Annotated in this window: 18 protein-coding genes; 11 read left to right on the forward strand and 7 right to left on the reverse strand. The window is 67.1% G+C overall.

Translation table 11 applies throughout. The features are described from left to right. Nucleotides 1-95: 95 nt before the first annotated feature. Nucleotides 96-539 (reverse strand): copper chaperone PCu(A)C, encoded by a 444-nt coding sequence (locus tag IB230_RS05020; protein WP_192269459.1) that lies wholly within the window; start codon nt 537-539, stop codon nt 96-98. A gap of 38 nt (nt 540-577) precedes the next feature. Between IB230_RS05020 and IB230_RS05025 the strand changes: the two genes are divergently transcribed. Further along, a complete protein-coding gene (locus IB230_RS05025) occupies nt 578-1,354 on the forward strand; it encodes an enoyl-CoA hydratase/isomerase family protein (RefSeq protein WP_192269461.1) in 777 nt (258 codons plus the stop codon). A gap of 6 nt (nt 1,355-1,360) precedes the next feature. Here IB230_RS05025 and IB230_RS05030 read toward each other — a convergent pair whose 3' ends face one another. The 4 genes from IB230_RS05030 to IB230_RS05045 all read right to left on the reverse strand — a co-directional run bounded on the left by IB230_RS05030 (nt 1,361) and on the right by IB230_RS05045 (nt 5,227). Further along, nucleotides 1,361-2,650: a substrate-binding domain-containing protein gene (locus IB230_RS05030; RefSeq protein ID WP_192269464.1), complete on the reverse strand. Its 1,290-nt coding sequence runs from the start codon at nt 2,648-2,650 to the stop codon at nt 1,361-1,363. A 110-nt stretch (nt 2,651-2,760) separates the two neighbouring features. Then, nucleotides 2,761-3,618, reverse strand: coding sequence for a sulfurtransferase (locus tag IB230_RS05035; protein WP_192269466.1), 858 nt, complete (start codon nt 3,616-3,618; stop codon nt 2,761-2,763). Beyond that, nucleotides 3,615-4,424: a CoA pyrophosphatase gene (locus IB230_RS05040; protein ID WP_192269469.1), complete on the reverse strand. Its 810-nt coding sequence runs from the start codon at nt 4,422-4,424 to the stop codon at nt 3,615-3,617. Before IB230_RS05040 ends, IB230_RS05035 begins: the two co-directional genes overlap by 4 nt. A 101-nt stretch (nt 4,425-4,525) precedes the next feature. After that, nucleotides 4,526-5,227 carry an FKBP-type peptidyl-prolyl cis-trans isomerase N-terminal domain-containing protein gene (locus tag IB230_RS05045; protein ID WP_192269472.1) on the reverse strand — a complete coding sequence of 234 codons (702 nt, stop codon included), beginning with the start codon at nt 5,225-5,227 and terminating at the stop codon, nt 4,526-4,528. Nucleotides 5,228-5,393: 166 nt separating this feature from the next. Between IB230_RS05045 and IB230_RS05050 the strand changes: the two genes are divergently transcribed. The 3 genes from IB230_RS05050 to nth all read left to right on the forward strand — a co-directional run bounded on the left by IB230_RS05050 (nt 5,394) and on the right by nth (nt 7,219). Then, a complete protein-coding gene (locus IB230_RS05050) occupies nt 5,394-6,176 on the forward strand; it encodes an enoyl-CoA hydratase-related protein (protein ID WP_192269474.1) in 783 nt (260 codons plus the stop codon). 72 nt (nt 6,177-6,248) lie between these two features. Continuing rightward, on the forward strand, nt 6,249-6,557 hold the full coding sequence (locus IB230_RS05055) for a hypothetical protein (protein WP_192269478.1): 309 nt from the start codon (nt 6,249-6,251) through the stop codon (nt 6,555-6,557). Then, a complete protein-coding gene (gene nth, locus IB230_RS05060) occupies nt 6,554-7,219 on the forward strand; it encodes an endonuclease III (RefSeq protein ID WP_192269481.1) in 666 nt (221 codons plus the stop codon). The genes IB230_RS05055 and nth overlap by 4 nt, the downstream gene beginning before the upstream one ends. A 25-nt stretch (nt 7,220-7,244) precedes the next feature. Here the strand turns inward: nth and IB230_RS05065 are convergent, their stop codons facing one another. Further along, a complete protein-coding gene (locus tag IB230_RS05065; RefSeq protein ID WP_192271298.1) occupies nt 7,245-8,816 on the reverse strand; it encodes a M28 family metallopeptidase in 1,572 nt (523 codons plus the stop codon). Between the two features lie 250 nt (nt 8,817-9,066). Then, nucleotides 9,067-10,365 (reverse strand): porin, encoded by a 1,299-nt coding sequence (locus IB230_RS05070; protein WP_192269484.1) that lies wholly within the window; start codon nt 10,363-10,365, stop codon nt 9,067-9,069. 428 nt (nt 10,366-10,793) lie between these two features. Between IB230_RS05070 and pstS (IB230_RS05075) the strand changes: the two genes are divergently transcribed. From pstS (IB230_RS05075) to IB230_RS05105, 7 genes are all read left to right on the forward strand, one after another. Beyond that, on the forward strand, nt 10,794-11,807 hold the full coding sequence (gene pstS / locus IB230_RS05075; protein WP_192269487.1) for a phosphate ABC transporter substrate-binding protein PstS: 1,014 nt from the start codon (nt 10,794-10,796) through the stop codon (nt 11,805-11,807). Between the two features lie 208 nt (nt 11,808-12,015). After that, nucleotides 12,016-13,110 carry a phosphate ABC transporter substrate-binding protein PstS gene (gene pstS, locus IB230_RS05080; RefSeq protein ID WP_192269490.1) on the forward strand — a complete coding sequence of 365 codons (1,095 nt, stop codon included), beginning with the start codon at nt 12,016-12,018 and terminating at the stop codon, nt 13,108-13,110. Nucleotides 13,111-13,226: 116 nt separating this feature from the next. Next, nucleotides 13,227-14,198, forward strand: a complete 972-nt coding sequence (gene pstC, locus IB230_RS05085; protein ID WP_192269493.1) for a phosphate ABC transporter permease subunit PstC — start codon at nt 13,227-13,229, stop codon at nt 14,196-14,198. Then, complete coding sequence (gene pstA / locus IB230_RS05090) at nt 14,198-15,049, forward strand: phosphate ABC transporter permease PstA (RefSeq protein ID WP_192269497.1); 852 nt, start codon at nt 14,198-14,200, stop codon at nt 15,047-15,049. Before pstC ends, pstA begins: the two co-directional genes overlap by 1 nt. Then, nucleotides 15,042-15,860 carry a phosphate ABC transporter ATP-binding protein PstB gene (gene pstB, locus IB230_RS05095; RefSeq protein WP_192269500.1) on the forward strand — a complete coding sequence of 273 codons (819 nt, stop codon included), beginning with the start codon at nt 15,042-15,044 and terminating at the stop codon, nt 15,858-15,860. The genes pstA and pstB overlap by 8 nt, the downstream gene beginning before the upstream one ends. 13 nt (nt 15,861-15,873) lie before the next feature. Continuing rightward, nucleotides 15,874-16,581 carry a phosphate signaling complex protein PhoU gene (phoU, locus tag IB230_RS05100; protein WP_192269503.1) on the forward strand — a complete coding sequence of 236 codons (708 nt, stop codon included), beginning with the start codon at nt 15,874-15,876 and terminating at the stop codon, nt 16,579-16,581. 153 nt (nt 16,582-16,734) lie between these two features. After that, nucleotides 16,735-17,115, forward strand: a complete 381-nt coding sequence (locus IB230_RS05105; RefSeq protein ID WP_225589201.1) for a hypothetical protein — start codon at nt 16,735-16,737, stop codon at nt 17,113-17,115. Nucleotides 17,116-17,138: the final 23 nt, after the last annotated feature.

The raw sequence follows: 17,138 nt of genomic DNA on the forward strand, positions 1-17,138 counted from the left end.
TCGCGGAGAGCCTTGTGGGAGCGACGTAAGTCGCGAGATCTTCTTTCAGCCTCGGGAAAAGCTCGCGACTTACGTCGCTCCCACAACTGCAGGGCTCAGGGCGCGCTCTTCCGCACCTCGAACACCACCGGCAACGAACGGCCATCGGCCAGTTTCAGCGTGATCACCGGCTTCTCGCCTGCGGCCAGCGGCTGGTAAGGGCCATGCAGCATCAGGTGCAATCCGCCCGGCTTCAGTTCCACGACCTTGCCAGGCGCGATCGGCAGCGTAGCCACTTCGCGCATGCGGCTGACGCCGCCCTCTTCGCGCGTCTCGTGCAGTGACACATCGTCGAAGGCGAGGCTTTCCGCACCGACGATGCTGACCGGTGCCTTGCACGGATTCTCGATGCGGGCGAATCCGGCCATCATCGGCATCGCGACCGGCGGCAGGCGCACCCAGGCCGCCTTGGCGACGGGCAGGCATTCCGCTGCGAGGGCCACACCCGGCGACGACAGCAGCAGGACGGACAGGCAGAGCGTTTCGATGCGACGGTTCATGCGCCTATGATACCGGCCTGACTTCAGGGAGCGGATGAATGACGGGCCTCATCGAAACCACCGACCACGGCGACATCCGCGAGATCCGGCTGGCGCGGGCACCGGTCAATGCCCTCAACACCGAGTTGTGCCGGGCGCTGATCGATGCGCTCAATGCAGCGCTCGACCATGGCACGCGCGGCATCGTGCTGGCCGGCAATCCGAAGATCTTCTCGGCCGGCATGGACGTCCCCTACCTGCTGTCGCTCGGCGACGACCGCCACGCGCTGCTCGATGCGTGGCAGGCGTTCTTCGGCGCGGCGCGCACGCTGGCCGAATCGCGCGTACCGGTCGTGGCGGCGATCACCGGTCATGCCCCCGCGGGCGGCTGCGTGCTGGCGCTCTGCTGCGACTACCGGGTGATGGCGCGCAGCCCGGATCCGGCGCGTCCCTTCGCGCTCGGACTGAATGAAACGCAGGTGGGGCTGGTGGTGCCGGAAGGCATCCAGCGCCTGATGCGCCGCGTCGTCGGCCCCTATCGCGCGGAACGCCTGCTGGTCGCAGGCGAGATGGTTCCGGCGGAACGCGCGCTCGAGATCGGGCTGGTCGATGAACTCGTCGGCCAGGAAGAGGTGACCACACGCTCCGTCGCATGGCTGCAGCAGCTGCTGCGCCTGCCGCACCATCCGATGCTGCAGACGCGCACGCTCGCCCGGCGCGACCTGGTCGAGGCGTTGGACCCTGCGCTGATCCAGCTCGAACGCTTCGTCGATGCCTGGCATGCGCCCGATACGCAGACCGCGTTGCGGGCGCTGGTGGACAAGCTGAAAAAGTAGGCCGCGTCAGCGCAACCAGACCTCGACGCGCTCGTTGCGGGCGCGTGCGTTGATCCCACCGATGGACACCAGGGGGCGCGCATCGCCCAACCCTATCGAGCGCGCCACCGGAATGCCCTGCCTGACCAGATGGTCGGCAACGATGTCCGCGCGCTCGTTGCTCAACATGGTCGGCAGCAAGCGGTTGCCCGGCGCGTGGTCCGCGAAGCCCACCACCACCACCGACTTGCCCCGGTTCTGCGGCAACCGCATGAACGCGACCAGCCGTTCCATGTCGGACGCGCTGCGGCTTTCGAACAGCGAACTCAACGAGCCCATGTTGAACCGCAGGCCCAGGGGAATACGCGTCGCGCCGGCCACGGCGTCGCGATAGGCGGCCCCGCCCTGCACGCGCCCCGGCTGGACTGCCGGACGCAGCATCATCGACTGCAGGCCTGTCGATTCGACGGCCTGCTGGCCCTCGCGACCGATGGCATACAGGGCCAGGCTGCGACCCAGCGCCGACATCAGCGGCGCGCCGTACAGGCGGTAGCGGCGCAGCAGTGGATAGTCCTCGCTGGCCACGTTGAGCCGCGTCGGCTGCACCGGCACGCCACCGTCGGTGACGGCCAACGTGCGCGTGCCGGGTGGAATCCGCGTGGTCAGCTCGACGATCGCCAGTGCATCCGGATCGTCCGCTACGACGCGCGCGGCCTGCCACAGGCGTGGATGCGCAAAAACCGCGGCAGCCGGTTGCCCTGCCATCACGCGCTGATCGAGGAACTCGCGGCTGCCCCCGCGGACGGGTCCACCGTGCACTCGGATCGGCGCATCGGCCCCGCCGAGCTGCGCCCAGTTGCGGATGCGGCCGGCGGCGACCTCGCGCAGCTGCGCCACGCTGATCGAGCGCACGGGATTGCGCGCATCGACCACCACGACCAGACCATCGAGCGCGATGGAGAACTCCTGCTCCGGCGACGACAGGTCGCCCAGCTGCCAGCCGGCATCGCGCTCCGCTGCCGACGGCGCACGCGCCATCATCGCCAGTTCGGCCTCGCCGTCCACCAGTGCCTGGAAGCCGACAGCGGAGCCCCGTCGGTCGATCTCCACGATGAGCGGCTCGCCATCGCGGACGGCGGCGATCTCGGTGCGGTCGACATCGACGTTTCGCCGTTCGATGCGGATGTAGCCGATGGATCCCAACCAGGCCGTGACGATGCGCGGCATCACCTCGGCGCCGACCGTATTGGAGCCGCGGATGCGCAGGCGTTCGGCCTCTGCATCCTGGGCCGTCGCGGGAGAAGCAACGCAGGACAATGCCGTCGCCACACAGGCGACAGTTAGAAAACGCTGGAACACGGATCACCCCCTGATGAAGCGCGGGAGCGTGACGTGTGCGGATGACAGGGCCATGACGGCCTGCCGGATCAGTCGCCGCGCGCCACCGGATGCGCCGGATCGGCGATCCAGCCGCTCCAGGAGCCCGGATAGATGCGCGCGCCCTGCAGGCCCGCATGTTCGAAGGCGAGCAGCAGATGGCAGGCGGTCACGCCTGAGCCGCACATCAGCACGGTGTTCGCGGGGGACCGGTTCCCCAGCAGCGCCGCCAACTCCGTGCGCAGTTCGTCAGGCGACTTGAAGCGACCGTCCCGCAGGTTCTGCGCGAACGGACGGTTGAGTGCGCCGGGAACATGCCCGGCGACCGGATCGATGGGTTCGACATCGCCACGGAAGCGTTCGGCGGCCCGCGCATCGATGAGCCAGCCGCTGTCCGCGTCCAGCCGCGCGAGAATATCCGGCGCATCGACGAGTTGGCCGGCGTCGAAGTGCGATGGATACGCCGCGATGGGCGAACGCGCGGCAACCTCGGAAGTTTCCTCGCCTCCCGCTGCGCGCCACGCCGCCAGGCCGCCGTCGAGTACCGCCACGCGGACTTGACCGAGCAGCTTCAGCAACCACCACAGACGAGCCGCCGCCATGCTGCCGTCGCCCGCGTCGTAGACCACCACCTGATGCGACGGCCCGATGCCCCACTCACCCAGCTTGCGGGTGAATGCCCCTTCGTCAGGCAACGGATGCCGACCGGCACCGACCTTCGACAGATCCGACAGGTCAAGATTGAGGTCGGCGTAAACGGCACCCGACAGATGCGATTCCGCGTAGGCATGGCGACCGGCATCCGGCGCGGCGTTGAGCATGACGAAACGGGCATCGACCAGCCGCAATTCCGGATCGTCGAGGGCGTTGGACAACGCAGCAGCATCGACAAGGGTCGTCCAGTTCATGCAAGTTGCTCCAGCCGTTGCCGCAGGTTGAACAGGATGGCGGCGGTTGCACCCCAGATGCGCTGCCCAGGCCATGCGTATTCGAGCACCACACGCCGCCGCCCGCGATAGTCGACCTCGACGCGGCGCAGGTTGTCGGGCGACAGCAGGTAATCGAGCGGAACCTCGAACACGTCGGCGACTTCGTTCGGCTCGGGCACGGGCACGAATGCGGGATCGATCAGTGCGACGACCGGCACCACGCGGAACCCGCTGATAGTGGTGAAGGGGTCCAGGAAGCCGAGCGGCTCGACCTGCGACGCCGGCAAGGCGATCTCCTCGTAGCTCTCGCGCAGTGCCGCTGCGACCGCGTCGGCATCGGAGGGCTCTACGCGGCCACCGGGAAAGCTCACCTGTCCCCCGTGATGGCGCAGGCCATCGGTACGGCGTGTCAGCAGCACCTGCGTGCCGTTCCCGCGCGGGACGAGTCCCGCCAGCACCGCTGCCTCGGCCAGCGGGCCCGGTGGCAGCAGGTCGATCAGCTCGTCATGGTTCCAGCCTGCCGCGCTCGGCACGTCGCCCAGCGGATGCAGGGCGCGACGCAGGTGCCCGCCCTCGCGCAAGCGCTGCTCGAGCGCGAACGGCGCGCGCGCGTGTTCGCGCGCAGGCAGCACATGCTCCATCAGACGCAGGCGTTCGTCATCGTTCATCTGCGACCAGCGCGCGATTTCGGAAGTGGTGCGGAGGCAGCCTTCGCAAAGCCCGTCGTCGTCCAGCGTGCAGACGCCGATGCACGGACTGAGCACGGCGCGGAATGCGGTATTCATTTCTTCTGGCACCTGCGGAGGGTAGCGCGGAAACGCCGCCCGGCGCTGAAAAGCACTGCGCCGGCACTAGGCCGGCGCAGGGGATGTAACGACTGCTGGAATTACTTGACGCTGACCAGCTTGATCTCGAACACGACGGCCACGTTCGGCGGGAAGCCGGTACGCGGGTCGGCGCCATAGGCCTTGTCTGGCGGCAACGCCACTTCCCACTTGGCACCGGCCGGCATCTGCAGCAGCGCCTCTCGCATCGCCGGCATCTCGACGGCGCTGATCTTCAGGTCCTTCATCGGCTGCGCCGGGCGGGCTTCCGCCGGACGCTGGCCGAACGGATACGGACCGGACACCAGCAGCTCGACCGTGCTGGCCTGCGTCGGCTTCGCACCGTTACCGTTCTCCATCACCTTGTAGGGCACGCCACTGGCCAGCGTCTTCACGCCCGCCTGACCCTTGTACTGGGCGATGAACTGGTCGCTCTTGGTCTTGTTCTCGCCGGCGACCTTGTCGTATTCGGCCTTGGCCTGCTGGGCGCGGGACTGCTCGCGCTTCTGGAAGGCTTCCAGTGCCGGCTTCAGCTGGTCGGCCGTCAGGGCCGGCTGCTTCTTGGCGTAGGCGTCCTGCAGGCCCTTCACCACGGAATTGATGTCCAGCTGCTCACCACGTGCGGTCAGTTCGGCAAGGTTGTTGCCGTAGTCGTAACCGAAGTAGTAGCTCAGCTTGCCTTTCTCGGACGAGACGTCCTGGGCCAGGGCGCTACCGGCCATGGCGAATGCCGCAACAGCGACCGCAATCGAACGCAACTTCATCAACACACTCTCCGAAGATAGGGCGACGGCGGCATACCGTCTGGAATGGACGCGCTAGGATAGCCGCCGGGGCGCTTAACCGCCACTGACGACAGGCGGCTCTGACCGGGCCTTGTCGGCAGAGTTCCGATTTCACCCAGAATTTACAAAAATCCCCGGAAAACCCATGTCCGAACGCCTTGTCCTTGTCGCCGACGACGCCGGCATCCGCCGCATCACCGTCAACCGTCCCGACAAACTGAATGCCCTCAATGCCGACACCCTGGACGCCCTGCAAACGGCGTTCGACGAGGCGGCGGCCGATGCCGCCGTGCGGGTCGTGGTGCTCACGGGCGCCGGCCCCAAAGCCTTCGTCGCTGGCGCCGACATCGCCGAGATGGCGGACCTGCGCCCGACCGAGGGCCGGGATTTTTCGCTGCGCGGGCAGAAACTGATGCGCACCATCGAGACGCTGCCCAAGCCGGTGATCGCGATGGTCAACGGCTTCGCGCTCGGCGGCGGACTGGAACTGGCGATGGGCTGCCACCTCCGCATCGCCGCGGACAGCGCCAAGGTCGGCCAGCCGGAAATCAACCTGGGCCTGATCCCGGGGTTCGGCGGCAGCCAGCGCCTGCTGCGCCTGGCCGGGCGGTCCGCCACGCTGGAGTTGTGCCTGCTCGGCACGCCGATTACGGCCGAGCGCGCACTGCAGCTGGGCATCGTCACCCGCGTGGTACCCGCGGCGGAGCTGGAGGCCGAAACCCTGAAGATCGCCACCCAGCTCGCCGCCTCGGCGCCACTCGCGCTGCGTGCGACGCTCGACGTGGTCAATATCGGCGGTGAGTGCGGCATCGAGGAAGGCCTCCAGTACGAGAGCGCGCAGTTCGGCCTGATGTTCGCGACCGACGATATGCGCGAAGGCACGCGCGCCTTCGTCGAGCGCCGCAAGCCTGCCTTCACCGGCCACTGAAACGCGGCGATACGCGTGACCATCCCGTCCTGCCCCTGTTGCGACCAGGCACGCGCACTGCATGCCCTGCTCATGACCAGTGACGTCGATGCCGCGATCGAGGCAGGACTGATGACCTTCCAGGCCTGCGGCTGCGCGGACGGCAGCATTGCTGAAGTGATGCAGGTCCAGCAGCGCCTGCGCACGGCATGGGATGCGCGGGAACGCTACCGGCAGCGCGGGGCCAGGCTGGCGCGGCGCGCAGAGGAGCGGGACGCGCGCCGGTTGAAGGCCACCGAGGTGACGGACAGCGTCCAGCCTCCTCGCCCTGCCCTGCCGACCGGTGCGGCCGCGATCCTTGCGCGCGCCAAGGCCAAGGCGGCCGAAAGGATGAAGCCATGACGGCGCCCCCCCGGCGCAGCGCCACGCTGACGCGCGCCGAGGTCGTCGAGCTGTTCTCGCGCCTGCGCGAACTCAATCCCAAGCCGACCACCGAACTGGAGTACCGCACGCCTTTCGAACTGCTGGTCGCAGTGACGTTGTCGGCGCAGGCGACCGACGTGGGCGTCAACAAGGCGACAAGGCGACTGTTCCCGGTAGCCAACACGCCGGCGGCGATCCTCGCGCTGGGCGAGGACGGACTGAAGAAGTACATCTCGACCATCGGCCTGTTCAACGCGAAAGCGAAGAACGTCATCGCCACGTGCCGCATCCTGATCGACGAACACGGCGGCGAAGTGCCGCGTTCGCGCGAAGCGCTGGAAGCGCTGCCAGGTGTCGGTCGGAAGACCGCGAACGTGGTGATGAACACCGCGTTCGGCGAACCGACCATTGCGGTGGACACGCATATCTTCCGCGTCTCCAACCGCACCGGCCTGGCGCCCGGCAAGGATGTACGCGCGGTGGAGGACCGGCTGCTGAAGGTGGTGCCGTCGGAGTTTATGCAGGACGCGCATCACTGGCTGATCCTGCATGGGCGCTACGTGTGCAAGGCGCGCAAGCCCGACTGCCCGCAGTGCGTGATCCGCGATCTCTGCCGGTTCAAGGAAAAGACCGCCGCCTGATGCGGCAGCGGTCCTCCGTCACTGCCTATTGTGCGTCCCGCTCGATGAAGGGTTTGCGCGGCAGCCGCTCCTCGCGCATCGCAGCGTGGTACGCGAACGAAGCGATGATCGCCGCCGCCTGCTTCAGGTCTTCCGGCACCACGTGGTCGTAGGTGTCCAGGTGGGTGTGGTGCACGTGGGTGAAGTAGTCCGCCGGATCCTGCACGAACTGGAAGCCCGGGAGGCCGACGCGATCGAACGAGATGTGGTCGGTGCTGCCGGTGTTGCGGGTGGTGACGATGCTCGCGCCGAGGTCGTTGAACGGCTCCAGCCACGCCTTGAAGATCGGCACGGCGGCATGGTTCTCCTGCGCATAGATGCCGCGGATGCGGCCGGTGCCGTTGTCGAAGTTGAAATAGGTCGAGAAGCGGTCGTAGCCGCGCCGGCGCTGCAGCGGACCGGTCCCGCGCTGGTAAGCGCGCGGCAGCGCCTTCTGTTCCGGATCGGTGGGTTCCGGATAGTCGGCCATATGCTTCGCGACGTAGCCCGCGGATCCATGCAGGCCCTGCTCTTCGCCACCCCACAACGCCAGGCGGATCGTGCGCCGCGGTTTCGCGCCGATCGTCTTGAGGATGCGCATGGCTTCCATCATCACGACCACGCCGGCGCCGTTGTCGCTGGCGCCGGTACCGGTATGCCAGGAATCCAGGTGCGCGCCGATGATCACCACTTCGTCCGCCTTCCCACTGCCGGGGATCTCGGCGAAGGTGTTGGTGGCGGGCAGATCCTGTTCGCTGGTGAACGCGGAATCCACGTCGATGCGCAGGCGCACCGGCTGCTTGCCCTGCACCGCACGCACCAGCGGGTTGTAGTGCTCGGCCGGCAGGACCAGTTCGGTCACGCCGACGGGTTCGCCGGCCTTGCGCGCGCCACCGCCGGTCGCGCGGATGATGCCGTTGTCCCAGGAGCTGATCGACAGCGTGGCCAGCACGCCCTCCTCGGCGAGGAAGGTGTTCAGCGCCTTGCTCAGTGCGGTCCGCTTGCGGTACTCGTCCAGGCGCTTCTGTTGTGCGTCGGGCGCAGCGTCTTCCGGCGTCGGGAAGGTCTGCAGTTCGCCCAGCTCGGCGGCGGTGTAGCGGCGGAAGTCGGTCTTTTCGGACGGCTTGTAGGCGCGCGCCTCGTCGACCAGCACGATGCGTCCGCGCAGCTTGCCGCGCTGCTTCTCGATGTCCTCCAGCGTCTTGAACGACGCCAGCACCACCTCGCCTTCGACCGGACCGTCGGTCCCACGCGTCCATGCCTTGGGCAGCGCGTGCACCGGCAACTGGCGCGGCGACAGCATTTCCACGCGCGACGCGCGGAACGCCCAGCCGCGGCCGAACGCCGGGTCGTAGACCTCGTCGTGGACGTTGGACAGGCCCCAGCCGGACAGCTTGCCGCGCGCCCAGGCGCTGGCCTGCGTGTAGTTGGGCGAGTTGGTCAGCCGCGGCCCGATGGTCTCGGTCAGCTCCTTCAGGTTCGCGGCGGCCTGCGAGCGATGGAGCGCCTCGCTACGGATCTTCGCCACCATGTCCAGGTCGACCGGCTCGGCGGCCTGTACCGGCCCCGCCATCGACATCCCCGCCCACAACGCCACCGCTGCAACACACGCCAAATGCTTCACCACGCCCCCTGGTTCTGGAAGGATCCCCATCCCTCGGCCACAGGGACAGGTGCCCGGGCCGTCCCCCAGTGTCTCCGTGTGGAGCGCGACGGACCCCTGCCAATGGTCATGGTCGTCCGGATCCGGATTCCGGAAACGACAAGGCCCGGGATGCGATCCCGGGCCTTGCGTTCGCACGGTGGCGGCAAGCTGCCGCGTCCCGTGGTTACCAGGCGAACTGCGTGCGCAGCGCGTACTGGGCGGTCTCGTCACCGGTGACTTCGTTGTCACCCTGCGTGTAGTTGAACATGAAGCGCAGGTTCGGGTTGACGTAGTAGTTCATGCCGAGGATCCAGCTGGTGACCTCGCGGTTCAGCGTCTCGTTCTCGACGTAGTCATAGCGCGCGGTCAACTCCCACAGACCCTTGTCGACGACCTTCGGCGACGCGAACACGCCGGTGGCGGCCTTGTAACCCTTGTGCCCGCCGTTGAGCATGAAGCTGCCCTGCACGTAGTAGCTGGTCACGTCCTGGTCGCGGCCGAGCGGCTGGCCGAAGGTGGCATCGGCGTACTCGGCCTGGAAGAAGGCCGGACCGAACGAGCCGGCGGCTTCCAGCGCGTAGACGCTGACTTCGTTGCGGCTGGCGCCGGTGGTGGTAGCGATGGTCTGCGACGGACCACGACGGCCGGCGTAGTTGGACGTGGCGACCAGATCGGCCGAGCCGTTGTTGGCGTTTTCGTAGCTGTACCAGCCACCGACGTGCAGCGTGCTGTTGTCGGTGTTGATCGGCGCCCAGGTCACGCGACCGGCGTAGCCCATGCCCTCGTTGCGGGCCGCAGCCGCGCCGCGCAGGTTGAACACGCTCAGGCCGGCGGTGTAGTTCTCGCCGGCGCGCTGGTAGCCCACGCCCTGCTGGAACTGGCGGCTGGAGAACAGGCCGGTGGCGGAGACGAACGGACGCTCCATGGTCAGCAGTTCGTTGGAGCTGGTCAGCTCTTCCATCGCGCGGTACGGCTTGAAGTGACCGATGGTGAACTTGCCGCCCAGCGCGGACTTGGCGATGTAGGCATCGCGCAGGCCGTCGAGGTTGGTGCCGGCGCCGAAGTCCTGCTCCATCTTGTATTCCCAGCCGTAGGCCTTGCCGGCGAGGGTCAGGCGCGCGCGGCGGAACTCGGTGGTGCCGGTGGTGCTGGCGATGTCGCGGTCGAACGCGTAGGTGTCGAAGTGGATGCGGCCGCCGACGGTGGCTTCGAACTTGCCGTCGGCCGAGGTGACCTTGATGCCGCCCTTGGTGTCGATCTTCGGCGAGCCCGTGGTGATCTTGTCCAGCGCCGCGGCCGTGTCGAGGTTGACGTCGGACTGCGCGTCGGTGCGATCTTCCAGTTCGGCCACCTTGGCCGACAGCGCTTCCAGCTGCGCCTTCAGTTCGGCGATCGTCTGATCGCGGGAGTCGGCGGCGGACGCCGAGAAGCTGGTGCTGCCCATGGCGACGGCGAGCGCGGCGGCCAGGAGGGAATAACGCATGGTGACTCTCCGAGTGGAAGTAGAAGTAAGAGCGCAGGCTTCGTGGGCGCCCTGCTTCGCTTCCGAGATGACCTTCGGAAATCATTAAGCGCCCGTCAAAGATGCGCTAAAGGATGGGAGTGAAATCTTGCAGTCACATGTGAGTTTCGTGACCGTGATGTGACAGAGCACGCGCAAGCACCGCGAGCACCCGCGATCCACGGATGACCTCTCCTATATATGCGTCGCGAGACATCCGATCGCATCCGTCCCGCGTGCGACACCCGACATGCCCGCCTCTAGCGCCGCACAGCGCAGGCGGGCGGGGATCCGCCCGGCGTCACGCGACTGTCGCAATGCCGACACCGGGCTGTCACACAAACGTCGTGGAATGGCCACCCAACGGGCATGCCCCGTCCTTCCACCCTGCCTTCTCCCAGGAGATTTCCGTGCTCAACTCGATCAAATCCCGCGTCGCGCTGCTCGCGCTCGCCTCGGCCTTCTCGGCGCAGGCGTTCGCCGCCGACGTGACCGGCGCCGGTGCGTCGTTCGTGTACCCGGTGATGACCAAGTGGTCCGCCGACTACGCCAAGTCCACCAACAACCGCGTCAACTACCAGTCGATCGGTTCGGGCGGCGGTATCGCGCAGATCAAGGCGGGCACGGTGGACTTCGGTTCGTCCGACGCCCCGCTGAAGCCGGAAGAACTGGCCAAGTACGGCCTGGCGCAGTTCCCGTCGGTGATCGGCGGCGTGGTGCCGGTGCTGAACGTGGCCGGCCTGAAGCCGGGCCAGCTGAAGCTGGACGGCCCGACCCTGGCCAACATCTTCCTGGGCACGATCAAGACCTGGAACGACCCGGCCATCGCCGCCCTGAACCCGGGCGTCACCCTGCCGGCGCAGCGCATCACCGTCGTCCGTCGCTCGGACGGCTCGGGCACCACCTTCAACTTCGTCAACTACCTGTCCAAGGTCAGCCCGGAGTGGAAGAGCAAGGTCGGTGAAGGCACCACGGTGCAGTGGCCGACCGGCGTGGGCGGCAAGGGCAACGAAGGCGTCGCCGCGTACGTGAAGCAGATCAAGGGCGGCATCGGCTATGTCGAACTGTCCTACGCGCTGCAGAACAAGATGTCGTACGCCAGCCTGAAGAACGCCGCTGGCCAGTTCGTGCAGCCGAGCGAAGAGAGCTTCGCCGCCGCGGCCGCCAGCGCCGAGTGGGGCAAGTCGAAGGACTTCTACCTGGTGATGACCAACGCCCCGGGCGCGCAGTCCTGGCCGATCACCGCCACCAACTTCATCCTGATGTACAAGGCGCCGAAGAAGGGCAACAAGGACGCCCGCGACTTCTTCCGCTGGGTCTACGCCAACGGCGACGCCCAGGCCAAGTCGCTCGACTACGTGCCGCTGCCGCCGGCGCTGGTCCAGCAGATCGAGACCTACTGGAAGGCCAACCTGAAGTACTGATCGCTCCCGTCGGCACGGATCTCTCCCGTGCCGGCCCGATGGGGCGTTCCTCCCGCGCCACATCACCGGGCGGGCCTTCGGGCCCGCCTTTTTTGTTGGGCGCCGCTCCGCCCGTCGTCGCATGACAGCGCGAGATGGCGATGTCATCACGCTGTAACAAAAACATCATTTCATAGCGTGGATCACAAACGACCCGTCCGGAGACTCCATGCACGTCCGTACCGCCCGCCTGGCCACGCTGGCCCTGGCCACCGCCTTCTTCGCCGCTGCCTGCGGCGGCAAGACCGACGCCCCGGCGTCCGCTGCCGGCACCGACGCGGCTCCGAGCGCCGCCGCTGGCGCGCAGAAGATCTCCGCCGAACTGACCGGCGCCGGCGCGTCCTTCATCTACCCGCTGATGGCCCGCTGGTCCACGGACTACAACAAGGCCACCGGCGCCAAGATCAATTACCAGTCCATCGGTTCCGGCGGTGGCATCGCCCAGATCAAGGCCGCCACCGTCGACTTCGGTTCGTCCGACAAACCCCTCTCGTCCGAGGAACTGGCCCAGGCCGGTCTGGCGCAGTTCCCGTCGGTCATCGGCGGCGTGGTGCCGGTCATCAACGTCGAAGGCCTGCAGCCCGGCCAGCTGAAGCTCAACGGCACCGTGCTGGCGGACATCTTCCTGCACAAGATCACCACCTGGAACGACCCGGCGATCGTCGCGTTGAACCCGGGCGTCACCCTGCCCACCGGCAAGATCAACACCGTGCACCGCTCCGATGGTTCGGGCACCACCTTCAACTTCGTCAACTACCTGTCCAAGGTCAGCACGGAGTGGAAGTCCAAGGTCGGCGAAGGCACCTCGGTCAACTGGCCAGGCGGCGTCGGCGGCAAGGGCAACGAAGGCGTCGCCGCCTACGTGCGCCAGCTGAAGGGCTCGATCGGCTACGTCGAACTGGCCTATGCCGAGCAGAACAACATGTCGTACGCCTCGCTGCAGAATGCGGCCGGCCAGTTCGTGAAGCCCACGCCGGAAAGCTTCGCCGCCGCGGCGGCCAGCGCCGACTGGGCGAACGCGAAGGACTTCAATCTGGTCATCACCAACGCACCGGGCGAGCAGGCGTGGCCGATCACCGCCACGAACTTCATCCTGGTCTACAAGCAGCCGAAGGACGCCACGAAGGCCAAGCACACGCTGGAGTTCTTCAAGTGGGCCTACGCGCAGGGCCAGGCGCAGGCGAACGAGCTGGACTACGTGCCGCTGCCGCCGGAACTCGTCGGCCAGATCGAGCAGTACTGGACCGCCGAAATCAAGCTCTGATCCCTGTCGTGCAACGGGCCGCCCACCAGGGCGGCCCGCTGTCATCACGCGGTAACCGCACCACCGTGCACTAGCTCTTCACGCGACAACCGCCCCTCCCCCACTTCCCGGGTTGCATGAACGCCACCGCCCTCCCCGCTTCCCTGACGGACGTGCGCACTGCGAAAGACGCACGTGCCGACAAACTGTTCCGGCTGACCCTGACCGGCGCCGGCCTGTTCGTCCTGTTCTCCCTGATTGCCGCCGCCGCCTCGATGCTGTGGGGCGGCCGCGAAGCCCTGCAGACCTTCGGCCTCGGCTTCTTCACCAGCACCGACTGGAACGTCGGCACGCGCGAGTTCGGTGCGCTTGTGCCGATCTTCGGCACGCTGGTCAGCGCCGGCATCGCGATGCTGATCGCGGTGCCGGTGAGCTTCGGCATCGCGGTGTTCCTGACCGAAGTCGCGCCGGCCTGGATGCGCGGCCCGGTCGGCATGGCCATCGAACTGCTGGCCGGCATCCCCTCGATCATCTACGGCATGTGGGGCCTGTTCGTGCTGGCGCCGCAGCTGAGCGAACACGTCTACCCCTGGATCAACGACAACCTCGGCCAGCTGCCGCTGGTCGGCGTGCTGCTGTCGGGCCCGCCGCTGGGCATCGGCATGATGACCGCCGGCCTGGTGCTGGCGATCATGGTGATCCCCTTCATCTCGTCGGTGATGCGCGAGGTCTTCCTGACCGTGCCGGGCCGCCTGAAGGAGTCGGCCTACGCGCTGGGCTCGACCAAGTGGGAAGTGGTCTGGGACATCGTGCTGCCCTACACCCGCTCGGCGGTGATCGGCGGCGTGTTCCTCGGCCTGGGCCGCGCGCTCGGCGAAACGATGGCGGTGACCTTCGTCATCGGCAACGCCTACGCGATCAGCCTGGCACTGCTCGAACCCGGCACCTCGATCGCCGCGACCGTCGCCAACGAATTCGCCGAAGCCACCGACCCACTGCACAAGGGTTCGCTGCTGCTGCTCGGCTTCACCCTGTTCGTGCTGACCTTCATCGTGCTGGCGATCGCCCGCCTGATGCTGCGCCAGCTCGCCAAGCGGGAGGGCACCTGATGTCCACGTCGCTCTACACCTGGCGCAAGGTCAAGAATGTCGCCGCGCTCACGCTATCCATCGCCGCCGCCGCGTTCGGCCTGATGTGGCTGGTCTGGATCCTCTGGACCACGATCACCAAGGGCATGGGCAGCCTGAACCTGGACCTGTTCACCCAGATGACCCCGCCGCCGAACGAACCCGGCGGCCTGGCCAACGCGCTGTTCGGCAGCGTGGTGATCAGCCTGCTGGCGATCCTGCTGGGCACACCGATCGGCATCGCCGCGGGCACGTACCTGGCCGAGTACGCCAACAAGCACTGGCTGGGCGAAACCGTCCGCTTCGTCAACGACATCCTGCTGTCGGCGCCGTCCATCGTGCTGGGCCTCTTCATCTACACCGTGATGGTGGCGCAGATGGGCCACTACTCGGCGTGGGCCGGCGCGGTCGCGCTGGCGTTCATCGCCCTGCCGGTGATCGTGCGCACCACCGACGAGATGCTGCGGCTGGTGCCGCAGCAGATGCGCGAGGCCGCGCTGTCGCTGGGCGTGCCGCAGTGGAAGGTGACCACCCAGGTGCTGATGCGCTCGGCGCTGCCGGGCATCGTCACCGGCATCCTGCTGGCGCTGGCGCGCATCAGCGGCGAAACCGCGCCGCTGCTGTTCACCGCCTTCAACAACCAGTTCTGGAGCACGGATCTCAACCAGTCCATGGCCAACCTGCCCATGGTGATCTTCCAGTACGCGATGAGCCCCTACGACTCGTGGAACTCGCTGGCCTGGGCCGGTGCCTTCCTCGTCACCGGCATGGTGCTGGTCCTCAGCCTGATTGCGCGAACCATCCTTCTTCGAAACAAGGTGACCCATGAATGACGCCGCCCGCATTGCCGTGGTGACGCCGCAGCGCCACGACGACCTCGCCGCGCCCGCCAGCGTGAAGCTGGCGGCCAAGGGCCTGGACTTCTACTACGGTGATTTCCATGCACTGAAGAACATCAACCTGGAGATCCCGGAAAAGCGCGTCACCGCGCTGATCGGTCCGTCCGGTTGCGGCAAGTCCACCCTGCTGCGCGTGTTCAACCGGATCTACTCGCTGTACCCGAAGCTGCAGGCCAAGGGCGACGTGCTGCTGGACGGCGAGAACATTCTCGACGCCAAGTACCCGATGAACCGCCTTCGCAGCAAGGTCGGCATGGTGTTCCAGAAGCCGGTGCCGTTCCCGATGACGATCTTCGAGAACGTCGCCTACGGCATCCGCCACCACGAGCGGTTGAACAAGGCCGACATGGACGTGCGCGTCGAGCAGGCGCTGCGCCAGGCGGCGCTGTGGGACGAAGCCAAGGACAAGCTGAAGCAAAGCGCGCTGGGTCTGTCCGGCGGCCAGCAGCAGCGCCTGTGCATCGCACGCGCGGTGGCGCTGCGTCCTGACGTGATCCTGCTGGACGAGCCGACTTCGGCACTGGATCCCATTTCGACCAGCAAGATCGAACAGCTGATCGAGGAACTGAAGCACCAGTACACGATCGCCATCGTCACCCACAACATGCAGCAGGCGGCGCGCGTGTCCGATTACACCGCCTTCATGTACCTGGGCGAGCTGGTGGAGCACGACGCCACGTCGACCATCTTCTCCAACCCCGGCAAGCAGCAGACCGAAGACTACATCACCGGCCGGTTCGGCTAAGGACACGCCCACCATGAACACTCAACCACACGACCATATCGTGAAGAGCTACGACGAAGAACAGCGCCGCGTGGTCGGCGAGATCGTACGCATGGGCGAAACCGCCGTCGCCCAGCTGGAGGCCGCACTGGACGTGGTCGAACGCCGCGACGACAAGGCCGCCCAGCGGATCATCGCCAACGACGAAGCCATCGACGCCATCGAGCACCAGGTCAGCCACGACCTGATGCAGCTGGCGTTGCGCGGCCCGATGGCGCGCGACCTGCGCGTGATCCTGGCCGGCCTGCGCATCCCGGCCGATATCGAGCGCATCGGCGACTACGCCGCCAACGTGGCCAAGCGCTCGATCGCGTTGAACCTGGCGCCGCCGATGCCGCAGATCACCGGCCTGCGCGCGCTCGGCAAGCTGGCCGCGCGCCAGGTGCGCGATGCACTGACGGCCTACCAGGAAAGCGATGCGGAAGACGCCGTGCAGGTCCGCGCACGCGATGCCGAACTGGACGCGCACTACACCGCGCTGTTCCGCGAACTGCTGACGTACATGATGGAAGACCCGCGCAACATCACGCCGTGCACGCACCTGCTGTTCATGGCGAAGAACCTGGAGCGCATCGGCGACCACGCCACCAACATCGCCGAGAACGTCTGGTTCCTGGTGCATGGTGAACAGCCGCTGCCGCCCCGCGACAAGCGCGACGAGACCAGCACCACGTCGGTCTGATCCCCGACCTTCCGCATTGCAGCACCGCAGATGCCCCGCTCCCACGCGGGGCGTTTGCGTTCAGCGGGCCGCATACGGCGATCTAACGCGCAACGTCTACACTGTCGCCACTTCCCGTGCGGCCCCCGCCGCACCCCATTGGAGAGCATGACGATGTCCAAGACGAACAAGCCCGCCGCTGTCGCCATCGCCCTGGTCGGCAGCCTCGCCCTGACCGGTTCCGCCTTCGCCATGGAACCTCTGGCACAGGGTTATCTGCTGGCCGCCGGCGAAACCGCCAAGGCCGGCGAAGGCAAATGCGGCCTGGCCAAGGCCGACACGGACAAGGATGGCAAGGTCTCGCAGGCCGAGTTCACCGCCGCGCATCCGGACAAGGCGGCCAAGTTCGCCGAGATCGACACCAACAAGGACGGCTTCATCGACGCGGCCGAGCACAAGGCCCATGCCGGCACCAAGGGCGCCGAGGGCAAGTGCGGTGAAGGTAAATGCGGCGAGGGCAAGTGCGGCGGCGACAAGAAGACCGGCGACAAGTAAGACGTCATCGGTCGATGCGGGTC

The sequence above is a fragment of the Pseudoxanthomonas sp. PXM01 genome (assembly GCF_014851815.1).
GTDB lineage: Bacteria > Pseudomonadota > Gammaproteobacteria > Xanthomonadales > Xanthomonadaceae > Pseudoxanthomonas_A.